General features: G+C 70.4%; 21 protein-coding genes. 5 read left to right on the top strand and 16 right to left on the bottom strand.

Going from position 1 to position 21,018, the window contains the following annotated elements; genetic code table 11:
* Window positions 1-45: 45 nt before the first annotated feature.
* The 7 genes from E3T37_RS07755 to sucC form a co-directional block, all read right to left on the bottom strand.
* A complete protein-coding gene (locus tag E3T37_RS07755; RefSeq protein ID WP_134366226.1) occupies window positions 46-1,125 on the bottom strand; it encodes a Glu/Leu/Phe/Val dehydrogenase dimerization domain-containing protein in 1,080 nt (359 codons plus the stop codon).
* 149 nt (window positions 1,126-1,274) lie between these two features.
* Window positions 1,275-2,471 (bottom strand): mechanosensitive ion channel family protein, encoded by a 1,197-nt coding sequence (locus tag E3T37_RS07750; protein WP_241975872.1) that lies wholly within the window; start codon window positions 2,469-2,471, stop codon window positions 1,275-1,277.
* Window positions 2,472-2,691: 220 nt separating this feature from the next.
* Window positions 2,692-4,368, bottom strand: a complete 1,677-nt coding sequence (purH, locus tag E3T37_RS07745) for a bifunctional phosphoribosylaminoimidazolecarboxamide formyltransferase/IMP cyclohydrolase (RefSeq protein ID WP_134366225.1) — start codon at window positions 4,366-4,368, stop codon at window positions 2,692-2,694.
* Entirely contained in the window at window positions 4,365-4,958 is a 594-nt protein-coding gene (gene purN / locus E3T37_RS07740) for a phosphoribosylglycinamide formyltransferase (RefSeq protein ID WP_134366224.1), read from the bottom strand. Before purN ends, purH begins: the two co-directional genes overlap by 4 nt.
* 92 nt (window positions 4,959-5,050) lie before the next feature.
* On the bottom strand, window positions 5,051-6,400 hold the full coding sequence (locus tag E3T37_RS07735) for a DUF6350 family protein (protein WP_241975873.1): 1,350 nt from the start codon (window positions 6,398-6,400) through the stop codon (window positions 5,051-5,053).
* 261 nt (window positions 6,401-6,661) lie between these two features.
* A complete protein-coding gene (sucD, locus tag E3T37_RS07730; RefSeq protein WP_134366223.1) occupies window positions 6,662-7,549 on the bottom strand; it encodes a succinate--CoA ligase subunit alpha in 888 nt (295 codons plus the stop codon).
* A gap of 13 nt (window positions 7,550-7,562) precedes the next feature.
* Window positions 7,563-8,732, bottom strand: coding sequence for an ADP-forming succinate--CoA ligase subunit beta (gene sucC / locus E3T37_RS07725; RefSeq protein ID WP_134366222.1), 1,170 nt, complete (start codon window positions 8,730-8,732; stop codon window positions 7,563-7,565).
* Between the two features lie 238 nt (window positions 8,733-8,970).
* Between sucC and E3T37_RS07720 the strand changes: the two genes are divergently transcribed.
* The 3 genes from E3T37_RS07720 to E3T37_RS07710 all read left to right on the top strand — a co-directional run bounded on the left by E3T37_RS07720 (window position 8,971) and on the right by E3T37_RS07710 (window position 10,938).
* Window positions 8,971-9,681 (top strand): VIT family protein, encoded by a 711-nt coding sequence (locus tag E3T37_RS07720; RefSeq protein ID WP_134366221.1) that lies wholly within the window; start codon window positions 8,971-8,973, stop codon window positions 9,679-9,681.
* 100 nt (window positions 9,682-9,781) lie between these two features.
* Window positions 9,782-10,198 carry a DUF3054 domain-containing protein gene (locus E3T37_RS07715; RefSeq protein ID WP_134366220.1) on the top strand — a complete coding sequence of 139 codons (417 nt, stop codon included), beginning with the start codon at window positions 9,782-9,784 and terminating at the stop codon, window positions 10,196-10,198.
* A gap of 260 nt (window positions 10,199-10,458) precedes the next feature.
* Window positions 10,459-10,938: a MarR family winged helix-turn-helix transcriptional regulator gene (locus E3T37_RS07710; protein WP_134366219.1), complete on the top strand. Its 480-nt coding sequence runs from the start codon at window positions 10,459-10,461 to the stop codon at window positions 10,936-10,938.
* Window positions 10,939-10,942: 4 nt separating this feature from the next.
* On the opposite strand, the gene E3T37_RS07705 is transcribed toward E3T37_RS07710, so the two are convergent.
* The 7 genes from E3T37_RS07705 to E3T37_RS07675 all read right to left on the bottom strand — a co-directional run bounded on the left by E3T37_RS07705 (window position 10,943) and on the right by E3T37_RS07675 (window position 18,905).
* Window positions 10,943-11,218, bottom strand: coding sequence for a hypothetical protein (locus E3T37_RS07705; protein ID WP_134366218.1), 276 nt, complete (start codon window positions 11,216-11,218; stop codon window positions 10,943-10,945).
* Between the two features lie 145 nt (window positions 11,219-11,363).
* Window positions 11,364-12,209: an FAD:protein FMN transferase gene (locus tag E3T37_RS07700; protein ID WP_241981085.1), complete on the bottom strand. Its 846-nt coding sequence runs from the start codon at window positions 12,207-12,209 to the stop codon at window positions 11,364-11,366.
* The gene (locus tag E3T37_RS07695; protein ID WP_198416004.1) at window positions 12,209-12,751 is read right to left on the bottom strand and encodes an FMN-binding protein; all 543 of its coding nucleotides are present in this window, start codon (window positions 12,749-12,751) and stop codon (window positions 12,209-12,211) included. Before E3T37_RS07695 ends, E3T37_RS07700 begins: the two co-directional genes overlap by 1 nt.
* The gene (locus E3T37_RS07690; RefSeq protein ID WP_241994549.1) at window positions 12,748-14,163 is read right to left on the bottom strand and encodes a ferric reductase-like transmembrane domain-containing protein; all 1,416 of its coding nucleotides are present in this window, start codon (window positions 14,161-14,163) and stop codon (window positions 12,748-12,750) included. Before E3T37_RS07690 ends, E3T37_RS07695 begins: the two co-directional genes overlap by 4 nt.
* 87 nt (window positions 14,164-14,250) lie before the next feature.
* Window positions 14,251-15,348, bottom strand: coding sequence for an FUSC family protein (locus E3T37_RS07685; RefSeq protein ID WP_241981084.1), 1,098 nt, complete (start codon window positions 15,346-15,348; stop codon window positions 14,251-14,253).
* Complete coding sequence (locus E3T37_RS07680) at window positions 15,348-17,819, bottom strand: ATP-dependent helicase (RefSeq protein WP_134366217.1); 2,472 nt, start codon at window positions 17,817-17,819, stop codon at window positions 15,348-15,350. The genes E3T37_RS07685 and E3T37_RS07680 overlap by 1 nt, the downstream gene beginning before the upstream one ends.
* Window positions 17,820-17,885: 66 nt before the next feature.
* Window positions 17,886-18,905, bottom strand: a complete 1,020-nt coding sequence (locus tag E3T37_RS07675; protein ID WP_134366216.1) for a glycerophosphodiester phosphodiesterase family protein — start codon at window positions 18,903-18,905, stop codon at window positions 17,886-17,888.
* 38 nt (window positions 18,906-18,943) lie between these two features.
* Between E3T37_RS07675 and E3T37_RS07670 the strand changes: the two genes are divergently transcribed.
* Window positions 18,944-19,528, top strand: a complete 585-nt coding sequence (locus E3T37_RS07670; RefSeq protein ID WP_134366215.1) for a hypothetical protein — start codon at window positions 18,944-18,946, stop codon at window positions 19,526-19,528.
* A 73-nt stretch (window positions 19,529-19,601) separates the two neighbouring features.
* Entirely contained in the window at window positions 19,602-20,414 is an 813-nt protein-coding gene (locus tag E3T37_RS07665) for a Bax inhibitor-1/YccA family protein (RefSeq protein ID WP_134366214.1), read from the top strand.
* Between the two features lie 83 nt (window positions 20,415-20,497).
* Here E3T37_RS07665 and E3T37_RS07660 read toward each other — a convergent pair whose 3' ends face one another.
* Window positions 20,498-20,746, bottom strand: coding sequence for a 2TM domain-containing protein (locus E3T37_RS07660; RefSeq protein ID WP_206750638.1), 249 nt, complete (start codon window positions 20,744-20,746; stop codon window positions 20,498-20,500).
* A partial coding sequence (locus E3T37_RS17190) for a hypothetical protein (protein ID WP_206750637.1) occupies window positions 20,743-21,018 on the bottom strand: 276 nt, incomplete at its 5' end. The genes E3T37_RS07660 and E3T37_RS17190, both read right to left, overlap by 4 nt.

Below are 21,018 nucleotides of genomic sequence, written 5' to 3'. Positions count from 1 at the left end.
GACACGCGGACGGCCGGCGACACGCGGGCCCGCGGCGGCTCCCAGCTACCGGGCGGCGTCGAGGCGCGCGGCCGCCAGACGCTCGGCGGCGGCGAGGGTCGTGATGCCCAGGCCCCGGGCATCCGTGAAGATCTGCGTGACCACGTCGCCGATCGCCTCGACCCGGGCGGCGACCGCGTCGAGGTCGGCGTTCGGCTCGCTCGCCAGCGCGAGGTAGATGACCCCGCCGGCGTTGACGACGAAGTCGGGCGCCCAGAGGATGCCCCGGGCGTCGAGCTGGGCCGCCCCCTCGGGCTGGGCGAGCTGGTTGTTGGCGGCGCCGACGACCCCGAGCACGTTGAGTTCGCCGATCACGCGGGCGTTGAGCACGCCGCCCAGGCCGCAGGGCACGAACAGGTCGGCCGGAACGTGGTGTACCCCGTCCACGGGCACCCAGGTCGCGCCGAGTTCGGCGGCGAAGTCCTGCCGGGCGAGGTTGACGTCGCTGACCGTGAGCCGGGCGCCGGCGGCCGCGAGTCGGGTGGCGAGGCGTCCGCCCACCTGGCCCAGCCCGGCGATGACGAGGTGCCGGCCGGCGACCTCCCGGCTGCCAAACAGCGCCTCGAGGGTGGCGACAATGCTCGCGTACACGCCGGCCGCGGTCGCCTCGGCCGGCTCGCCGACGCCGCCGCTGGCGACCGGCAGGCCGCAGACGTGGTCGGTGCGCTCCTTGACGACGGCCATCAGCTCGGCGTTCGTGCCGACATCCTCGGCCGTCATGTAGGCGCCGTGCAGGCTCTCGATCGCGTCGCCGAGGTCGAGCATGGCGTCACGCCGCTCGGCGTCGGTGAGTTCCGTGTCCAGCGGCAGGTGGATGACGGACTTCCCGCCCCCGAGGTGCAGCCCGGCGGCCGCGTTCTTCAGCGTCATCGCGGCCGAGAGGCGCAGGGCGTCGGCGACGGCATCCGTCCAGTTCTCGTATTGCCACATGCGGGCGCCGCCAAGGGCCTGGCCCAGGCGGGTGGAGTGCACGGCCACGGTGATGACGAGGCCCGAGCGGATGCCGGTGGTGATCAGCACGCGTTCGTGCGTGAACGGGATGCCGATCAGCGCGTCCAGCGAGGGGTTGGGGTGCGTGAGAGTCATGGTGGTTCTCCTTGCTGGTCGGCCTTGTGGGCTGGCTGCGCCGGCGCGATCGTGGCGCGTCGACTGCACCAGAATAGCCGCGCCGCCCGCCCGGTGCACGCCTCCTGCGCCGCGAGCCCGGCTGCCTGCGGCCGCCCTCCGAAGCCGCCTCAGTGCTCCTCCGACGCACCCTTCTGCACGGGAATGGCCGCCGTGAACTCCGCCGCCCGCGCCTTGGCGCTCTCGTCGCCGGAGAACAGGCCGATCGGAGCGGTGACGGGGTGGGGCGATTTCGGCGCGCGGGCCACGGCCTGGTCACGCGCGGGCTCCCGCCGGAGCTCCATCCGGCCCACGGGCAGCGCCTCGGGGTTGTGCGTGTTGATCCAGTCGATCAGGTTCTCGCGCACGAGGCAGCGGAGGTCGAACAGGGTGGGGGCGTCGGCGGCGGAGACCAGCACGCGGACCCGCACGAAGCCGCCCACGGCATCCGTCACCTGGAGCACGACCACGCGGCCGTCCCAGAGTTCGGTCTGCGCGACGATGCGGTCGAGTTCCTCGCGCATCCCGGCGGGGTCCACGCGCCAGTCGAGGTCGAACTCGACCGCGCCGAGCAGCTCGCTGTTGTGGCGGGTCCAGTTCTGGAAGGGGTTCGTCGTGAAATAGGTCGACGGCAGCACCATCCGGCGGTCGTCCCAGATGTGCACGACCACGTAGGTGAGCGTGATCTCCTCGATCTTGCCCCACTCGGTCTCCACAATGACCACGTCGTCGACGCGCAGGGCGTTGTTGAAGGCCAGCTGGATGCCGGCGAACACGTTCGCGAGGGTGGACTGCGCCGCAAGGCCGGCGACGACGCTGAGCAGGCCCGCGGATGCGAACAGGCTCGCCCCCAGGGTGGCGGCGCCGGGGATGCTGAGCAGCACGGCCCCGATCGCGCAGATCACGATCACGACGACGCCGATACGGCGCAGCATCCGCAGCTGGGTGCGCACGCGCCGGGCGACGCGGTTGTCCCGCACGTCCACGCGGTACCGGGAAGCCGAGAGCTCCTCGAAGAAGTAGAGCAGCGCGCAGACCAGCCAGGCCGACGCGGCGATGAACAGGGCGCGGAAGATGAAGTCGACCAGCCGCTCGATGTCGGTCGTGGTCTGCAGGAACAGCGTGTTGACCGACCAGATCGCACCCACGAGCAGCGTCAGGCGGAACGGCACCCGCACGAGCCCGACCAACGTGCGGGCCCAGGTCTTGCGGCGGGCCGCGACCCGGAACGCGAGGGCCGTGATCCCCGTGACCACGACGGCCCCGACGATCGCGACCGCCAGGGCGATCAGGTAATCCGGTTGGATGAACCCCTCGAGATCTGACACGGCCGTCCTTCCTGCCGTGACGTCGGCTGCGGCCACGGACCCTTCAATGGTGCCAGAGTCCGCCGTGTGGCCAATTCAGGAACGAACGGATGCCGCGCGATCGACCGCCCGGGATTCCGGGCAGTCGACCGGCGGCATCCGCGGATCTCCTGAATCAGCCGCACCGGCACCAGATGAACCCGACACTCGGCGCCCACAGCCGGCGGGCAGCCCTCTCCGTTCAGTGGAAGAAGTGGCGCTCCCCGGTGAAGTACATCGAGACGCCGGCCGCCGTCGCCGCGGCGATGACTTCCTCGTCGCGCACCGAGCCGCCGGGCTGCACGACCGCGGTGACCCCGGCCTCGAGCAGCACCTGCAGGCCGTCGGCGAACGGGAAGAACGCGTCGGAGGCCGCGACCGAACCGGCCGCCCGGTCGCCGGCGCGCAGCACGGCGAGGTGGCAGGAGTCGACCCGGTTGACCTGCCCCATTCCGACGCCGACGGATGCCCCGCCGCGGGCCAGCAGGATGGCGTTCGACTTCACCGAGCGGCAGGCCTTCCAGGCGAACTCGAGGTCCGCGCGGGTGGCGGCGTCGGCCTCGTCGCCGGCGGCGAGGGTCCACGTCCCGGAGTCGAGGTTCTCGAAGGAGTCCGTCTCCTGCACGAGCAGGCCGCCGGAGATCTGGCGCAGCTCGAGCGAGGAACGCTGGTAGTCGGCGGGCAGTTCGAGCAGACGGATGTTCTTCTTGGCGCTGAGCAGTTCGAACGCGGCCGGCTCGAACCCGGGGGCCACGAGCACCTCGGTGAAGATCTGGCTGACCGTCTCGGCCATGGCGAGCGTGACCGTGCGGTTGGCGGCGATGACCCCGCCGAACGCGGAGATCGGGTCGCAGTCGTGGGCGCGCTTGTGGGCGGAGGCGATCGAGTCCGGCGTCTTCGGGCTGGCGACGGCGATGCCGCAGGGGTTGGCGTGCTTGATGATGGCCACGGCCGGTTCGGCGAAGTCGAAGGCGGCACGCACGGCGGCGTCCGCGTCGACGTAGTTGTTGTACGACATCTCCTTGCCGTGGCGCTGCACGGCCTGGGCGATGCCCTGGCCGCCGTCGCCGACGTAGAGGGCGGCGGCCTGGTGCGAGTTCTCGCCGTACCGCAGCACGGCGCTGCGGGTCGCCTCGATCAGGAGGGTGTCCGGGAACGGCATCTCCGCGTCGAGGGCGTCGCCGATGACGGCGTCGAACTCCTCGAGGATCTCCTCGCCCTGGGTCGCGCTGTCGTCCTGCCACTGGTCGTAGACGTTTTCGGTGAACCAGGCGGAGACGCTGAGGTCGTAGCCCGCCGTGTGCTCGAACGCGAGCGAGGCCAGTTTCTGGCGCAGTTTCAGCGCGGTGCCGCCCGCAGCGACCGCGGCGATGATCTCGTCGTAGTTGTCGGGGTCCACCACGATGGCGACGTTCGCGTGGTTCTTCGCGGCGGCGCGCACGAGGGCCGGGCCGCCGATGTCGATCTGCTCGATCACGTCGGCCGGGGACGCCCCGGACTCCACCGTTTCCACGAACGGGTAAAGGTTCACCACGACGAGTTCGAACGCGGCGATGCCGAGGTCGGCGAGCTGCGCCTCATGCGATTCCAGGCGCAGGTCGGCGAGGATGCCGGCATGCACACCCGGGTGCAGGGTCTTCACCCGGCCGTCGAGGGATTCGGGGAATCCGGTGACGCTGGAGACATCCGTCACGTCGTGGCCGGCCGCGCGGATCGTCGCCGCGGTCGAACCGGTCGACACGATCTCGACGCCGGTCGCCGCGAGGGCGGCCGCCAGCTCCACCAGCCCGGTCTTGTCGCTCACCGAGATGAGGGCGCGCCGCACGGGCACGACATCCCGGTCGCGGTACAGGCTCTGGGCGTTGGTGGGACCGCTCATATGTGGGAATGCTCCTTGAGGTCGACGTGTCCGGTGGCGATATCGCGCACCGCCTGCACCAGCAGGCGACGCTCGACGATTTTGATTCGGTCGTGCAGGGATGCCTCGGTGTCGCCCGGCAGCACCGGCACCCGTTCCTGCGCGATGATCGGTCCGTCGTCGACTCCGGTGTCGACCACGATGAGACTGGCGCCGGTTTCGGCGACCCCGGCGGCGAGGGCGTCGCGCACGCCGTGGGCCCCGGGGAACTCGGGCAGGTACGCCGGATGCGTGTTGAGCAGGTTCGGGGACAGGGCCGCCACCACCCGAGGCGGCAGCAGGCGCATGAAGCCGCTGAGCACGACCACGTCCGGCGTCCACTGCCTGATCTGCGCGAGGAGCTCGTCGCCCCAGGCGTCCCGGGACGGATGCGAGGTGAACGGGACCGTGAAGGAGGAGATGCCGAACTCTTCACCGAGTTCCAGTCCGTCCGCGTCGCGGTCGGCGCCGATGGCCACCACCCGCGCGGGGAAGTCGGCGTCCTGGCACGCCTCGAGCAGGGAGCGAAGGTTGGATCCCCCGCCTGAGATCAACACGACCAATGACAGCACGGGACGAGCCTACCGTTTGACGGGGCCGGCCGGGGCGTGCCGGGGCGGGCCAGTTAGCGGCGGCGGCTGGGCCTGGGCCTGTGGCTGTGGAGCTAGCGGGGCGGGCGGAGGTCCCGGAGTCGACCGAGCAGACGGCCGGCGCTGGTCGCCTCGTTCACGCGGCTCGTCGAGGCACCCGTCGCGGCACCCGTCGACCGGCTGCGCACCAGCGCACGGGGCTCGGGGGTCAGCAGCCCGGCGCAGGCCGCGATCCCGACCTCCAGGGCGGCAAAAACGGCGACCAGGAGCGGATTAGGGCCGACCTCCACGAGCCGGCCGGGTCCGAGGGCGCCACCTGACCACCAGGCCAGCAGCCCGAGCAGGACGCCGGCGACGAGACCGGTGCCGAGGCCCGTGAGCAGCCGCTGGGCGAGGTGGGGCGCGGCGGCCCCGCGGTGAGGCGTGCGCTGGCGGATGATGACCGCGGCCAGGAAACCGAACACAACCGGCGCGAGCAGACCGAGGAACCCGAACGCCAGGCTGCCGTGCGGCAATGCGCCGAAGATCGGCAGCCCCGGTACGGCTCCGAGTGAGGTGCCGATCGGGGACACGCTGCTGCCCGCGCCCACGGCGATGCCGGGTCCGACCAGCCAGGAGGCCGCCCAGATCACCAGGTTCGGAATCAGGGCCAGCTGGGCCAGGGTGAGCACGATGCCGCCCAGGATGCCGGCCTGCACCGTCTCGTAGAGGCCGATGATGGTCGCGAAGTTTCCAAGGATCAACACGCACACGACGACGGATGCCACGCCGACGACCCCGGCGGCGGCGGCGGTCCCGCCCCGCAGCGCTGCCCCGGCGACCGTGCGCACCGTGTCCGGCAGGGTGGCCCGCTGGGCGGCCGGCACCCGGGTCGGCAGCAGTCCGGGCAGCGCGTCGACGAAGCGGCCGAGGACGCGGCCGGGGAGCCCAGGGTCTGCGCCGAGGAGCACCCCGGCAGCGTAGATCGCCGTGGGCAGGAGGATCCCCTGCAGCAGGGCGGGGCGGAGGGCATCCGTGCCGGCGGTGGCCGCGAGCAGGATCGTGAACAGCGCGTAGGTGAGCACGGCCGCCGTGGCACCGACCCACCGGAAGGGCGTCTCCGCGGCCCGCCGGCCGGTGCGGAGGCCGAACGACGCGGCCAGCAGCGCGAACCCGAGCAGGGCGATGGTGATCGGGAACGGGGCGTCCGCCCCGGGCAGGCCGAGGGCGGCCACGAGGGCCGGGTCGAGTTGCACGGCCAGGTCCACCCCGTTGCCGAGGAGCCAGACGTCGACGGCGGCGCGCCAGAACACGAGCCCGTCCACGGTGAGGCCGAACTGCGTGGCCCACAGCACGGTCAGCGGGACGGCCGAGATGCCCAACCCGATGGCTACGACAATGAGCGCCTCGAGTGCGGCAAGCAGGGCTGTCGTTAAGCGTTTCATCCGGTCGGAGCCTACCCTTTCCCCCGCACCGGCTTTCCAACCCCCGCCGCGCACTCACCAATTCGACGGAGATTTTGCTCCCCACAGCCGCCTGGGCGCGGTTTCGGCCCGATTTCGGCAAAATCTCCGTCGAATTCGTCAGGGCACCGGGGCAGGAGCTGCAGCACGGGCAGGAGCAAGCGCACGAGCCGGGGAGACGAGAAAGGGCCCGCCTGGAAGGCGGGCCCGATCAACGGATTCCGGTGGGAACCGGCACCGGTGCTACAGCGCTGCGAGCACCTCGCGCAGCAGGGTGGCGGTCTCGCTCGGCGTCTTGCCGACCTTGACCCCGGCGGCCTCGAGGGCCTCCTTCTTGCCCTGGGCGGTTCCGGCTCCGTTGGAGACGATGGCGCCGGCGTGGCCCATGGTCTTGCCCTCGGGGGCGGTGAAGCCGGCGACGTAGCCGATCACCGGCTTGGTGACATGGGCCTTGATGTACTCGGCCGCCTTCTCCTCGGCGTCGCCGCCGATCTCGCCGATCATGACGATGGCGAGGGTCTCCGGGTCAGCCTCGAACGCTTCGAGCGCGTCGATGTGGGTGGTCCCGATGATCGGGTCCCCGCCGATGCCGATCGCGGTGGAGAAGCCCAGGTCGCGCAGTTCGTACATCATCTGGTAGGTCAGGGTGCCCGACTTGGAGACGAGGCCGACCGGGCCCTTGCCGGTGATGTTCGCCGGCGTGATGCCGACGAGCGCTTCGCCCGGGGTGATGATGCCGGGGCAGTTCGGACCGATGATGCGGGTCTTGTTGCCCTTGGCGACGTTGTACGCCCAGAACTCGGCGGAGTCCTGCACGGGGACGCCCTCGGTGATGATGACGAGCAGCGGGATGCCGGCGTCGATGGCTTCGATCACGGCGTCCTTGGTGAAGGCCGGCGGAACGAACGCGATGGAGACATCCGCGCCCGTCTTCTCCATGGCCTCGGCGACCGTGCCGAACACGGGCAGTTCGACGTCGCCGTGCACGACCGTGGTGCCGGCCTTGCGGGCGTTGACGCCGCCGACGACCTGGGTGCCGGCCTTGAGCATGAGGGCGGTGTGCTTGGTGCCCTCACCGCCCGTGATGCCCTGCACGATGACCTTGGAGTCCTTGTTGAGGAAGATTGACATGTTCGAAAATCCCTTACTTCGCGGCGTGGGCGAGTTCGGCGGCCTTGTCGGCGCCCTCGTCCATGGTTGCGGCCAGTGTGACGAGCGGGTGGTTGGCCTCGGCGAGGATGCGGCGGCCCTCCTCGACGTTGTTGCCGTCGAGGCGCACGACGAGCGGCTTGTTGGCGGCGCTGCCGAGTTCGGCGAGCGCGCCCACGATGCCCTTGGCGACGGCGTCACAGGCGGTGATGCCGCCGAAGACGTTGACGAAGACGGCCTTGACCTGCGGGTCGCCGAGGATGACGTCCAGTCCGGCCGCCATGACCTCAGCGGATGCTCCGCCTCCGATGTCGAGGAAGTTGGCCGGCTTGACGCCGCCGTGGTTTTCGCCCGCATAGGCGACGACGTCCAGGGTGCTCATGACGAGCCCGGCGCCGTTGCCGATGATGCCGACTTCGCCGTCGAGCTTGACGTAGTTGAGGTCGTTCTCTTTGGCCTTCGCTTCGAGCGGGTCCGCAGCGGCCGCGTCCTCGAGGAGGGCGTGCTTCGGGTGGCGGAAGCCGGCGTTCTCATCGATCGTGACCTTGCCGTCGAGCGCGATGATTTCGCCCTCTTCGGTCAGCACGAGCGGGTTGACCTCGACCAGGGTCGCGTCCTCACCCTTGAACACGGTGTAGAGCTGCACGAAGACCGGTGCGACCTTGTCGACCAGCTCGTCCGGGAACTTCGCCGCAATAGCGATCTCGCGGGCCGTGGCCAGGTCGATGCCGGCGATCGGGTCGATGGCGGTGTAGGCGAGCGCCTCGGGCTTCTCGACCGCGAGGACCTCGATCTCCACGCCACCCTCGTAGCTGGCGAGGGAGAGGTAGGAACGGTTGGTGCGGTCCAGCAGCACGGAGAAGTAGAACTCCTGTGCGATGCGCGCTCCGCCGGCAACCATGACCCGGTTGACGGTGTGGCCCTTGATGTCCAGGCCAAGGATCGCGCGACCGGCGGCCTCTGCGTCGTCGGGGGTCTTCGCGACCTTCACTCCGCCGGCTTTGCCGCGGCCGCCGACCTTCACCTGGGCCTTGACGACGACAACGCCGCCCAGCTTCTCGGCTGCAGCACGCACCTCCTCCGGAGTGTCCGCGATGATGCCCGGAAGAACCGGGACTCCATACTGTTCAAACAGGTCTCGTGCCTGATATTCGTAAAGATCCACGCTGCTCTTCCAATCCGCGTCGAAGCGTTCCTGCAAGGTCTTGAGGGGCAATGGGCACGGATGCCCGCGCCGCAAATAGCTCGACATCAAGACATACGTACCGTTTCAAACTCTAGCGTCCCACACGGGCATCGCGAACACCGCCCGGCTGGCCGCGCGGGCCGCAGACCGCGCGAAGGCTCAAAAAGCCCGCCGGTTCGTGCTGGCGCTCCGGGCATCCGACTGGTTGGATGCAGACATGACTGAACCGGAGCACGGCACCGAACCCCACTCCGCCGACCATGCCTCGCGCCTGAATTGGCTGCGGGCCGGGGTGCTCGGCGCCAACGACGGCATCGTGTCGGTGGCGGCCCTGGTGGTCGGCGTCGCGGCGGCGACCACGGATGCCGCGGCGATCCTGATCGCGGGCGTCGCCGCCCTGCTCGCCGGCGCGATCTCGATGGCCCTGGGCGAGTACGTCTCCGTGAGCAGCCAGCGCGACACCGAGCGGGCCCTGATCGCCAAGGAGACCTGGGAACTCGAGCACATGCCGGATCAGGAGCTCGCCGAGCTGGCGGGCCTGTACCAGGCGAAGGGTCTCAGCACGGATACGGCCCGGCTGGTGGCACTCGAGCTGACCTCGCACGACGCTCTGGCGGCGCACCTCGAGGTGGAACTGCACATCTCGGCCGAGGAGTTGTCCAACCCCTGGCACGCCGCGTACGCCTCCGCGATCGCGTTCACGGTCGGTGCGGTCCTGCCACTGCTGGCGGTGCTGCTGCCGCCGCCGGAATGGCGTCTGCCGGCCACCTTCCTCGCCGTCGCGGTCGCCCTGGTCATCACCGGCTGGCTGAGCGCGTACCTCGGCGGGAGCCCGAAGTCCCGCGCCATTTCCCGGGTGCTCGTCGGCGGCCTGCTCGCGCTCGGCGTCACCTGGGCGATCGGCTCCCTGATCGGCACCTCGGTCTGACCGGCACCTCGGTCTGTTCGACTCCCAGGCCGGCACCGCGGCCTGACCGACGCCCTGGCCGGCCCCGCGGCCCGATCCACGGCCGCCGTAGGCTGGAGGCATGGTAAACCAGCGAGTCCGCGCGTCCACCGTCCTTGTCTCGGCGGGCCTCGACGCCGCGCTGGTCCTGGTCTTCGTCCTGATCGGCCGGGCCAGTCACAGCGAGGGGCTGCTCGGCGCGCTCAGCACGTGGTGGCCGTTCCTCGGCGGGCTGGCCATCGGCTGGGTTGCCCTGCGCGCCTGGCGCAGCCCGCAGCGGATCGTCTGGACCGGCGTCGGTATCTGGCTGGCCGCCGTCGCCGGCGGAATGCTGCTGCGCCTGGTGAGCGGCCAGGGCGTGCAGCTGAGTTTCGTCATCGTCACGACGATCGTGCTCGGGGTGTTCCTGCTCGGCTGGCGCGGGCTCGCAGCCCTTCTGCGCCGGGCCCAGGCGCGGCGCGGCGCCCGCATCCACCCTCTCGCTCGCGCCGAACGGTGAGCAAGTCTCCTCTCCCGACGTGATCGAGGGGCCGAACTCACGGCTCGGCGAAAGGGGGCGGGCGTCCGCTCGGCGAGCAGCCCGGGGAAGGGGAGACTGACGGGTCGGGCATCCGTTCGGCGAGCAGCCCGACGTCCCCTCGCCGAACCGTGAGAAGCGACCCTCTTCGAGCCCGGGAAGGGAGCGCAACTCACGGTTCGGCGAGGCCGGCAGAGCGGGCGGTTTTAGTTGAAACGTCAAGTTAGCGGTAGAATCGGGCCATGACCGAACCGCGCTGGCTGACCGACGACGAACGAGAAGCGTGGCTGCGGCTGATGGCCGTGACGATGCTGCTGCCGAACCGCCTCGAGCAGCAGTTGAAACGGGATGCCGGCCTGAGCCACTTCGAGTACTACGTGCTCGCGATGATCTCGGAGTGCGCCGACCGGTCGCTGGCACTGACCGAGCTGGCCTCCCGCACCAATTCCTCGCTGTCCCGACTCTCCCATGTGATCGCCCGGCTGGAAGCACAAGGCCTCCTGACCCGCGCCGCCTCGCCGAGGGACGGGCGCGCCTCGATCGCGACGCTGACGGATGCCGGCTGGGCCAAGGTGCTCGCCAGCGCCCCCGGCCACGTCGAAGAGGTGCGATCGGTCGTCTTCGACGCGCTCAGCGCCCGGCAGGTGTCCCAACTCAGCGACATCTGCGGCCGCATGCTGGCCACGCTCGACCCGCACCACCGGCTGCTCGGGCTCGGCTGAGCGGCTAGCGCTCGAGTTCGTCCTCGCCGGCCTCGAACGTGCGGTCCTCGATGCGGTCCTCGTCGACCGCGCGGTCCTCCGCGCGGTCCTCCTCATCGTCGAGGCCGACCGGGCGCTGGTCGGCGTCGGCCATCCACTCCGCCTCGCCTTCCTCTTCCTCCTCGGGGAGAAGGTCCTCTTCGAGGGTGCGGTCGATGTCGTCGATTTCGCGCTCCTCGTCGACTCCCTCGCTCGCGGCATCCGCTCGCCGCGGCCAGAGCCCGTCCGGGTCAGTTGCCATGGTCACCACCTCCTGGTTCGACGGCGGCCACCCCGAAGGCGCCCCCGCCCGGGCAACGGTACGCTCCCGGAACCGAAGCGACAAGGCTGCCGACAAGGCTGCCGGCGGGGGCAGCCCGCGGGGTGCCCGGCCACCTCGGCCCGGCTCAGGCGGGGCCCGCCCGCAGCCCCGGTGTGGCGAGCAGCGAACCGTCCCTCAGCACGGCGAGCACCTCGATCTCGAAGTTCTCGGTGCTGCGGTTCAGTGCGTCCTCGCCGCCGGCGATGATGGTCGTGGCCAGCACGTCCGCGGTCACGATGTCTCGGCCGAACACGCTGACCTGGCGGTACGGGGACACCCCGCCGTCGACCGTCGTCCAAATGTGCTCCCCCCGCTCCGCACTGCCCGAGCTGGCCACGGCGCGCAGCGGCCTGGCCAGAGGCACGGAGGCGAGCAGGGCCTGCCGGTCCGCCGGGTCGACGATCGCGGCCAGCCAGTCCTGCCCCGGCGCCTGGTGACCGCTGACGAGGATGTCCCCGCCCGCGTTCAGGGACCAGTCGCCGGCACCCCGGGCGGCGAGCAGGTCGCCCGCCTCCTGGATGGCCAGGCTCTTGACCACTCCGGACAGGTCGATGGCGCCGTCCGCCCGGTGCGGGGTGAAGACCCCGTCGGTGCGGTCGCGCCAGTCCAGGGCGAGGGCGTAACAGACCCGGAGGGTGTCGCTGGCCTGGGTGAGGCGAACCTGCCCGCGGTTGACCCGGCTCAGTTCCGAGTCCGGCCGGTACAGGCTGAACTGCTCGTCCCAGCGCCGGAACACGCCCTCGACCGTGGCCCGGGTCTCCAGCGCGGGGATGCGGGGTTGCGCGCCGCCGTCGAGTGCTGCGGCGTCACCGGCGGTCGCACCCAGACGGATGCTGACGACGGTCCCCATGGTCTCGACCAGCAGCGCCGCCACACCGGAGCCGCCCGGCAGCACGGGCGACGGCGGCGTCAGAGGACTGTTCTGCCGCATCAGAACTGGGCGGCGTCGAGGGCCGCCTGCATCGATTGCAGGTAACCGGCGGTCGTGTAGGTCGCGCCGCTGACGTTCTGCACCTGGGCTGACTGCGCGGTGAGCACCTCGGACCGCAGGATCGGCGCGGCCTGGTTGCTGATTGCCACCGATCTCGGGTCGTGGTCGGTCAGGTGCAGGGCGCTCACCTCGGTGATCGTGCCGTTGTCGATGGTCACCGACACCTGCACGTTGCCGAAGCGGGTCTGCACGACCGACCCGTCGAAGGTCCCGGTGACCCCGGCGGGGGTGGCCGCGACCGGCGCGGTCGCTGCCGCCGGCGCCTGGGCCGCCTCCCCCGTTCCCGCGGTCGGCGTGGTTGCTGACGGTGTCGTTGCGGACGTCGCGGCTGGCGTCGTCGACGCGGCCGGGGTGGTCGTTGCCGTGGTCGCACTGGCCAGGGTGGCCTGCAGGGATTCCGCGGCCGGCGCGCCGACCATCCAGCCGATCGCCAACACCGAAACGGAGGCCAGGGCGGCCGAGGCCGCTGCTCGTATTCTCACCAGTCGAACCTTTCAAAATGGATTTGTCGTGTGGGCAGGCCGGCCGAGCGGGCGTCCCGCACGACCTCGTCGGTCCAGCGGCGCGGGCCGCAGATGTAGACATCCGACTCGCGGAGCTGCGGCACCAGGGTCTTCAGGCTGACCCGGGCCGACACCGCTTTGGCAGGGAGCCACGTGTTCAGCCCGGCGGGGCGCTTGCCGGCGATGATGCGCAGTTCGGCGCCACGGGCCTGGCAGAGGGCGGCCAGTTCGTCGGCCAGGTAGCTGTCTTCGGCCGTGTGGGCGCGCAGGATGACCGTGGCGTGCCCCGGCAGGAACGTCGCCGTTTCCAGCAGCGAGCGGATCGGGGCGACGCCGATGCCGGCGGCCACGAGCACGAGCCGCGGGGAGGTCCTGGCCCGGTCGGTGAAGAGGCCGTAGGGCCCCTCGAAGCTCACCCGGGTGCCGCGGCGCAGGCCGGGCAGGGCCGCGGAGGCGTCGCCGAGGGCACGCACGGTGATCCGCAGCGAGTTGCCGGTGGGGGCGGCGGAGAGGGAGAACGGGTGCGCCTGCCACCAGAGTCCCGGCGTCCAGAAGCGCCAGATGAAGAACTGGCCGGAGCTGGCCTTGAGCCGGCGCAGCCGGCGCCCGGACAGGCGGATCGAGACGACTCCGTCGCCGACCTCGTCGACGCCCTCCACCACGAGCCGGGCCCGCAGTGAACGCACGACCGGCAGGATGAACCGGAAGACCAGGATCGACCCGGCCACCCCGGTGTACAGGGCCAGCCAGTAGTACCACTGGGCCGATCCCGCGATCAACAGGCTGCCGGAGGTCAGCTGGTGCGGGAGCGCGGCCAGGACCGCGGCGTAGGAGAGCAGGTGCACGATGTGCCACACCTCGTAGGGCAGGCGGTGCCGCACGATCACGAGGGAGGTGACGACGACGAGGATCAGGAGACCGAGGCCGGCCAGGGCCAGGAGCATGTCCGGCAGCTGGGTGATCATGCTCCACGCCTCGGCGAAGATGGTGACCTTGCCGGCGAGCGAGTAGCCGGTGATCAGGAGCACGACGTGCGCGAGGATCAGGTACAGGGCGGGCTTGCCCAGCGACTGGTGCAGCGCCATGGCGCTGTCGTGGCCGAAGGCCCGGTCGATCGCGGGCAGCCGGGCGGCCAGGAGCATCATCACGAGCAGCAGGTCGGTGCCGACGAGCCCGGTCAGCACGCCGAGGGAGGTGATCGCGTCAGCGGGAGTGGAGAACCGGGCGGCCCCGCCGTCGCCGAGGAACAGTGCGATCGAGACGGCCACGGAGACGAAGCAGAGCACCTGCAAGGTGTCGGCCAGCCGCATCCGTCGCTTGTATTCGGGCCGGATGCGCGGGGTCGGGGCCACCCTGAGGGGCCGTTGGGTGACGCGGATGTCGAAGCTCATGAGTGAAGCTTCTCGAGACAACCAATCGGGACGCTATCGACGACCTGTGAACAACCTGTGCGCTTCCGATGCGCGGGGGCGGACTGCTCAGGCGGCCGGGTGCCGCGGGCCGTGCCGGGCCACGGCCCGCGCCGCAAGCACGATCAGGATCGCGACCGCGCCGCCGAGCGCGGTCTCGACCACGCGGTCGACCAGCAGCGCCGGGACCGCGGTGGGGCCGGCCAGGTGGGCGACGGTCAGCGCCAGGGGGGTGACGAAGAGCAGGGCTGCGCCGTAGTGGCGGCCGATCAGAATCTCCGCGCCGAACTGGCCGACCGCGATCACCGCGATCAGCACCCAGACGGATGGCCCCGGCAGCAACACGAGTCCGGTCACCGCGACGCCGAGCACGGTGCCGACGATGCGGTGCACGGCGCGGGAGATCGAGTGCGCGGCCCGCGGCGGCGGAAGCACCGCCACCACGCTGACGACGGCCCAGTAGGGGTGCCCGATGCCGGCCAGCATCGCGAGGGCGCCGGCCAGGAGCACCCCGGCCGCGTTCTGGGCGATGGTGAACCACACCTGCGGGTCGCGGACGGCGGCCGGGCGCAGGAGCGGCTCGCGGGGCAGGAGCTTGAACAGGTCGGTGGAGCGGTCGCCGGCCAGGCGCCGGAACCACCAGCCCGACATAGTCAGCAGCCAGGCGAAGGCCGCCGCTGCGACGCCCACGAGCAGCCGGGGAACGACCTCCGCCGCCCGCGTCGGGATCTGGGCGCAGACCAGGTAGGCGAAAACGAAGAAGATGGGCGTTCCGGGGAACAATCCGTACGTCGACGCCACCAGGATCCCCGCCGTGATCACGCCCAGCAGGCCGAGCACCAGCACGGGCAGGGCCGCCCCGGTCACGGCCATCGAGAGCCCGAGCGCGAGGCTGACGAGCATGCAGGCCGCCGCGACGCTGACCGTGCGCGCCCGGAGCCGGTACGGTTCGCTCCGACCGTACAGCGAGGTCATCGCCCCGAACGACGCATAGGCCGCCCAGTCGATCCGACCGATGGCCACCAGCACGATCAGGGGCGCCACGACGGCCATGCTGGCCCGGGAGGCCACCTCGAGGTCGAGGGCGCGGAGGGATTTCACCCGCTCGAGCAGGGACTCGGGCTTACCTTCCGGTGCGCCGGGCTCCGCGGCGCGCGGCCCCGCCACTAGATCTTCTCGATCGGCGCGATCTTGATCAGGAGCTTTTTTGCGCCCGCCGTGTCGAACTGCACGTGCGCGATCCGTTTGGTGCCCTCGCCGGTGACCTGGTTGACGCGGCCCTCGCCGAAATCGACGTGACGGATGCGGTCGCCCGCTGCCAGGGTGAGGTCACCGTTGTCGCGCACCTGGCTCGGCACCCGGTTGGCCCACTCGGTCTTCGGTTTCGGTGCTGGCGGCAGGGCCTGCGGCTCGCCGCGCTTGGCGAAGCCGCCGCCGAATCCGTCCCGCCTCGCGTTCAGCGCCCGGGGCTGGGTGCCCCCGCGGGAATTGGCCATGCCCGGGGACTGCTTCCAGTCGATCAGGGCGACCGGGATCTCCTGCAGGTAACGACTGGGCATCGCCACGTTGATATCGCCGAACTGGGCCCGGGTCATCGCCAGGGACAGGTAGAGGCGCTGGCGGGCCCGGGTGATGCCCACGTAGAAGAGGCGCCGTTCCTCGGCGGGCCCGCCGGGCTCGTTGGCCGACATCTGGTGCGGCAGCAGCCCCTCCTCGACGCCGGTGAGGAACACGGCCTCGTATTCGAGCCCCTTGGCCGTGTGCAGGGTCATCAGCGACACCGTGCCGGAGGCGTCGTCGAGGTCGTCGGCGGCGGCCACCAGGGAGACCTGGGTGAGGAAGTCGACCAGCCCCGAGTCGGGGTTCTCTTTGTTGAAGTCCTTGGTCTGGGCGACGAGTTCCTCGATGTTCTCGGCGCGCGCCTCGTCTTGTGGGTCGCGGCTGTTCCGGAGCAGGGTGAGCAGTCCGCTGCCGTCGAGCAGGAAGGTGAGCAGCTCGGACACGTTGGCCGTGCCGGCCGGGTTCTCCGGGTCGAGCTTGCCCGCCGCTTCGTCGAGCAGGGTGGCGAGCTTCAGGATGGCCCCGGTCACCTTGGGGCCGAGGCCCAGCGACGAGGAGTCGCGCATGGCCTGCCGGAAGCTGATCTGGTTCGCCTCGGCGAAACTGGCCAGCGCCGTCTCGGTGGCCGGCCCGATCCCGCGCTTGGGGGTGTTCAGGATGCGGCGCAGGGCCAGCTCGTCGGTCGGGTTGGCGACCGCGATCAGGTACGCCAGAGCATCCTTGATCTCGGCGCGCTCATAGAACTTGGTGCCGCCGACGACGCGGTAGGGCACCGCGGAGCGCACCAGGATCTCTTCCAGCGCACGGGTCTGCGCGTTGGTGCGGTAGAACACGGCCATGTCGCGGTAGGCCATGCCGGCCTGGTGCAGCACCTCGATCTCGTCGGACACGAACTGGGCCTCGTCGTGGCCGGAGTACGCCGTGTAGCCGACGATCTTCTCGCCGTCGCCGCCCGCGCTCCACAGCCTCTTGTCTTTGCGGTCGAAGTTGTGGCCGATCACGGCGTTCGCGGCCGAGAGGATGTTCTGGGTCGAGCGGTAGTTCTGCTCCAGCAGGATCACCTTCGTGCCCGGGAAGTCGCGCTCGAACTCGCTGATGTTGCGGGTGTCCGCGCCACGGAACGCGTAAATGGACTGGTCGGAGTCGCCGACCACGGTGAGCGAGGCCCCGGGGATGCCGCCGGTGGCGTCGCGCAGGTTGCGCACGTGCACGCCCTGCGCCTCCATCTCCTCGGCCAGAGCGGGCTCGACCGGGCGTGTCAGCTCCCGCACGAGCGAGTACTGGGCGTGGTTGGTGTCCTGGTATTCGTCGACCAGGATGTGGCGAAACCGGCGCCGGTAGAGGGCCGCGATCTTCGGGAAGGCCCGGAACAGGTAGACCGTCTCCCCGATCAGGTCGTCGAAGTCGAGGGCGTTCGCGGCGCGCAGCCGGCTGGTGTACTGCCGGAAGATCTCGACGAACATGACCTCCTGCGGGTCGCTCATGTTCGCATTGCGGGCGTAGGAGTCGGCGTCGGCGAGCTCGTTCTTGAGCTTGGAGATCTTCGCGGAGGCATTGCCGGGGGTGAACCCGAGGGTGTCGGCGTCGAGGGCCTTGATGATGCGCTTGAGGGTGACCTTGCTGTCGGCCGAGTCGTAGATGCTGAAGGTGGGCGATAGGCCCGCGTTCTCGGCCTCGCGGCGCAGGATGCGCACGCAGGAGGAGTGGAAGGTGGAGATCCACATTCCGTCGGCACCCTGGCCGAGGATGACCTTGACCCGCTCGCGCATCTCGGCGGCGGCCTTGTTCGTGAAGGTGATGGCGAGGATCTGGCTCGCCCAGGCCTCGCGGGTCTCCAGCAGGCTGGCGATGCGGCGGGTGAGCACGCTGGTCTTGCCGGAGCCGGCTCCGGCGATGATCAGCAGGGCCGGGCCGCGGTACAGGACGGCTTCTCTCTGCTGACGGTTGAGCCCCTCCAGCAGGGGGCTCTCGTAGCCGCTGTCGTCGGAGCGGCCGTGACCGGCCCCGTCGAGAATGATGGGCGCCGCGGAAGGGACCTCGCGGGTGGGCGTGTGATCCGGGTCGAAGAGCGTCGTCATATCGATCACAATTCTAGGTGGTGCGTCTGACAGGGCCCCGTTCAGCCGGGGGTTCGGCCCGCGGGGTCAGTCCTCGGCCGCCAGTTCGTCGCGCACGGTGACGGCCAGGTCGGGATGGTCGGCGAAGACCCCGTCGATGCCGGTGCCCAGGATAGTGCGGAACTCGGACTGCCAGTCCCCGTAGTCGGCCCGCAGGCGTCCGCGGCGGAACGTCTTCGCGAGAAAACGGTTCTCGGGGCGCAGGGTCCAGCAGTAGATCTCCAGCCGGGCGGCGTGTGCGGCGTCGACCAGGTCGGTGGCCCCGGTGACCTGCCCGTCGGCATCCGTCTCGAGGATCAGCGATTTGGGCACGCTGATGCCGTCGATCCGCCCGCTCAGCCCGTAGAGCCCGGCGTCGGTGAGGTAGTCGGCGTACCGGGGCGCGTTCTTCAGGCCGAGCCGGGCCACCTCGTCGAACGGCTTGCCGCGCGCCTCGAGCAGGAAGATCCGCTTGCCGTAGATGCCGCGCGCGTAGATCTTGCCGAGGAGGCTGCGTTCGAAGCTCTCGATCGTGAGGCGGCCGTCGCCGGCGTTCCAGCCGGCGGTGTTCACCTCGGCCGCGAACAGCTCGTCGAGCGGGAGCCCGATCGAGTCGAAGTAGGTGGCGTGCTTGATCTCGGCGACGATCCCGATCGGCCGCCTCGCCCGCCCGGCGACCCGGTCGATGAGCTTGAACGCGTCCCGCAGGCGCAGCAGCGGGAAGCGGTCGTCGAACGTGGCACTGGCCTTGCGCACCTCGGGCAGTCGCTCCCGTGCGCGCAGGGTGCGCAGCTCGGCCCAGGTGAAGTCCTCGGTGAACCAGCCGGTGAGCTCGATGCCGTCGATTTCCTTGGTCACCCGGCGAGAATGGAATTTGGGGTGGGAGGCGACATCCGTCGTGCCGGAGATCTCGTTCTCGTGGCGCACCACGAGAACGCCATCGCGGGTGGCCACGATGTCGGGTTCGACCGCGTCCGCCCCGAGGGCAACGGCCAGTTCGTAGGCGGACCGGGTGTGCTCGGGTCGGTAACCGCTCGCCCCGCGGTGGCCGATCACAATCGGTTGCATCTTCCAACCCTACGCGGGGAACTGCCAGAATCGAGGCGATGACACCCTGGACCGTCCCCCCGACCCGCCTGTACCGGTGGGGCTCCTCGCGCGCGCGCTATTTTGCGGGCCTGACCCTGGTCGCGCTCGGGGTGGCCGCCACGAATTTCACCAGCACCTACAGCCTTCTCTTCGTCCTGATCGGCCCCTCCCTGCACGTGATCGGCTGGCTCGTGCTGCCGGGGGCGCTGTGGCGTCGGCTCCTCGTGCTGATCCCCGCGCTGCTGGCCGGGCTGATTCTGCTCGGCGGCGCCGACTTCACCGGCGCCTTTGCCGTGCTCCTGGCCTGCTGGCTGTTCGTGCGGCACCGCCCCCTCCTCAGCTACCCGGCCCTGCTCGCGCCGATCGCGGTCAGCTTCATCCTCAAGGACGCGCTGAGCAGCTACGACCAGAACTGGATCGGCTACCTCGCGGGCACGGTCACCGCGGTGGCCTCGGCCTGGCTCGCCTGGTGGCTGCACGGCTGGGCGGCCGGTCGCCGGCCCCGCCGGGCGCCCAGGCCTCGTGCCGGCCAGCCGGATGCCGCGGACCAGACGGATACCGCTGAGGCCGCAGATATCTCGGCGGATCCTCAGCAGATCTGAATAGACTTCGGGGTAACCTCCAGTGCCGTCCGGCCCTGGTCCCTGAACCCACTCGATTGTGAGCCCGGAAACCATGGCATCCTCCAACCCCGCATTCTCCCGAAACGCCGCTTTCGGCGCTCCTGGCGCCGTTGCAGCGGGCAAGGTGCTCTCCGACAGCGACCTCCAGGGCATGTTCAACGCCCCCTCCGCCGGCTCGCAGGAGACCGACCGGATGACCTACGACGACACCATCCGCAAGACGGTGCTCAGCTTCGTGATCCTGCTCGCGGCCGCGGCCCTCGGCTGGGTCATCACCCCGGTCACGATGATCCCGCTGATCCTCGGCGCGGTCGTCGGCCTGGTCCTCGGCTTCGTCAACGCCTTCAAGAAAGAGCCGTCGCCCGCCCTGATCCTGGCCTACGCGGCCGCCGAGGGCCTGTTCGTCGGTGGCATCTCGGTCGTCTTCGAGCAGATGTACGGCGGCGTCGTCACGCAGGCCGTGCTCGCCACCCTCGTGGTCGTCGGCGTCACCCTCGCCCTCTTCGCCAGCGGCAAGGTGCGCGCCTCCAAGCGGGCCACCAAGGTCTTCATGATCGCCATGATCGGCTACGGGGTCTTCTCCCTGATCAACTTCGGCCTGATGGCCTTCGGCGCGAACACGAACGCGTTCGGCCTGCGCAGCGCCGACTTCATGGGCACCGGAATCCCGTTCGGCGTCATCATCGGCCTCCTCGCCGTCGTGATGGCCGCCTACTCGCTGGTGCTCGACTTCGACTACATCCAGCGCGGCGTCAACAACCGTGCTCCCCGCAAGTACGGCTGGACCGGCGCCTTCGGCATCATGGTGACCGTCGTCTGGCTCTACGTGGAACTGCTGCGCCTCTTCGCCATCTCGCGCAACTAGCACCGCACCGCTTCACCCGGAAGGGCCGCCCCGAGGGGCGGCCCTTCCGTCGTTCCGGCCACCTGCCGCGTCATCAACTTCCCTCAACTCCCGCTGCGCATCTCCCGGTCGATGTCCGCCTCGGTGATCGGCCGCCGGTAGAGGGTGTTCCACGCGTCCAGCAGGAGCGCCACACCCCAGCCGGCCAGCACCCAGCCGGGCCAGAAATAACCTCCACCCACGAAGAACCAGACTCCGACCAGGAACGCGTTGACCACCACATAGGCGACCAGGTCCCCCGTCAGCTTGCGCTTCCTCTCCAACCGCCGGCGCGCGAGGTCGCGATCCGTCACCGCCCGACCGTAATAGTCAGGGCCGAACTGCCCTCCGGACTCATCAGGTTTTTCTGCCATGACGCCACCTCCCGCGCTTTCCGTTGGTCGTTCTCCACCACCCGGAAAGATACCCGCCCCCGCCCCGCCCCGCTCTCCCACGCCGTCCCCCGCCCGCCGTCCCCCGCCCGCCGTCCCCCGCTCTGCTCTCCCCCGCTCTGCTCTCCCCCGCTCTGCTCTCCCCCGCTCTGCTCTCCCCCGCTCTGCTCTCCCCCGCTCTGCTCTCCCCCGCT

Source organism: Cryobacterium sp. TMT2-10 (assembly GCF_004403075.1).
GTDB classification, from domain to species: domain Bacteria; phylum Actinomycetota; class Actinomycetes; order Actinomycetales; family Microbacteriaceae; genus Cryobacterium; species Cryobacterium shii.
Note: the sequence above shows the minus strand (reverse complement) of the source record. Positions and strands in the feature narration are given on the sequence as shown.

Excerpts from the sequence above, each read along its gene's own strand:
- E3T37_RS07755 (WP_134366226.1), bottom strand. The coding sequence starts at position 1,125 with ATGACTCTCACGCACCCCAACCCCTCGCTGGACGCGCTGATCGGCATC.
- purH (WP_134366225.1), bottom strand. The coding sequence starts at position 4,368 with ATGAGCGGTCCCACCAACGCCCAGAGCCTGTACCGCGACCGGGATGTC.
- E3T37_RS07735 (WP_241975873.1), bottom strand. The coding sequence starts at position 6,400 with ATGAAACGCTTAACGACAGCCCTGCTTGCCGCACTCGAGGCGCTCATT.
- sucD (WP_134366223.1), bottom strand. The coding sequence starts at position 7,549 with ATGTCAATCTTCCTCAACAAGGACTCCAAGGTCATCGTGCAGGGCATC.
- E3T37_RS07720 (WP_134366221.1), top strand. The coding sequence starts at position 8,971 with ATGACTGAACCGGAGCACGGCACCGAACCCCACTCCGCCGACCATGCC.
- E3T37_RS07715 (WP_134366220.1), top strand. The coding sequence starts at position 9,782 with ATGGTAAACCAGCGAGTCCGCGCGTCCACCGTCCTTGTCTCGGCGGGC.
- E3T37_RS07710 (WP_134366219.1), top strand. The coding sequence starts at position 10,459 with ATGACCGAACCGCGCTGGCTGACCGACGACGAACGAGAAGCGTGGCTG.
- E3T37_RS07705 (WP_134366218.1), bottom strand. The coding sequence starts at position 11,218 with ATGGCAACTGACCCGGACGGGCTCTGGCCGCGGCGAGCGGATGCCGCG.
- E3T37_RS07700 (WP_241981085.1), bottom strand. The coding sequence starts at position 12,209 with ATGCGGCAGAACAGTCCTCTGACGCCGCCGTCGCCCGTGCTGCCGGGC.
- E3T37_RS07690 (WP_241994549.1), bottom strand. The coding sequence starts at position 14,163 with ATGAGCTTCGACATCCGCGTCACCCAACGGCCCCTCAGGGTGGCCCCG.
- E3T37_RS07680 (WP_134366217.1), bottom strand. The coding sequence starts at position 17,819 with ATGACGACGCTCTTCGACCCGGATCACACGCCCACCCGCGAGGTCCCT.
- E3T37_RS07675 (WP_134366216.1), bottom strand. The coding sequence starts at position 18,905 with ATGCAACCGATTGTGATCGGCCACCGCGGGGCGAGCGGTTACCGACCC.
- E3T37_RS07670 (WP_134366215.1), top strand. The coding sequence starts at position 18,944 with ATGACACCCTGGACCGTCCCCCCGACCCGCCTGTACCGGTGGGGCTCC.
- E3T37_RS07665 (WP_134366214.1), top strand. The coding sequence starts at position 19,602 with ATGGCATCCTCCAACCCCGCATTCTCCCGAAACGCCGCTTTCGGCGCT.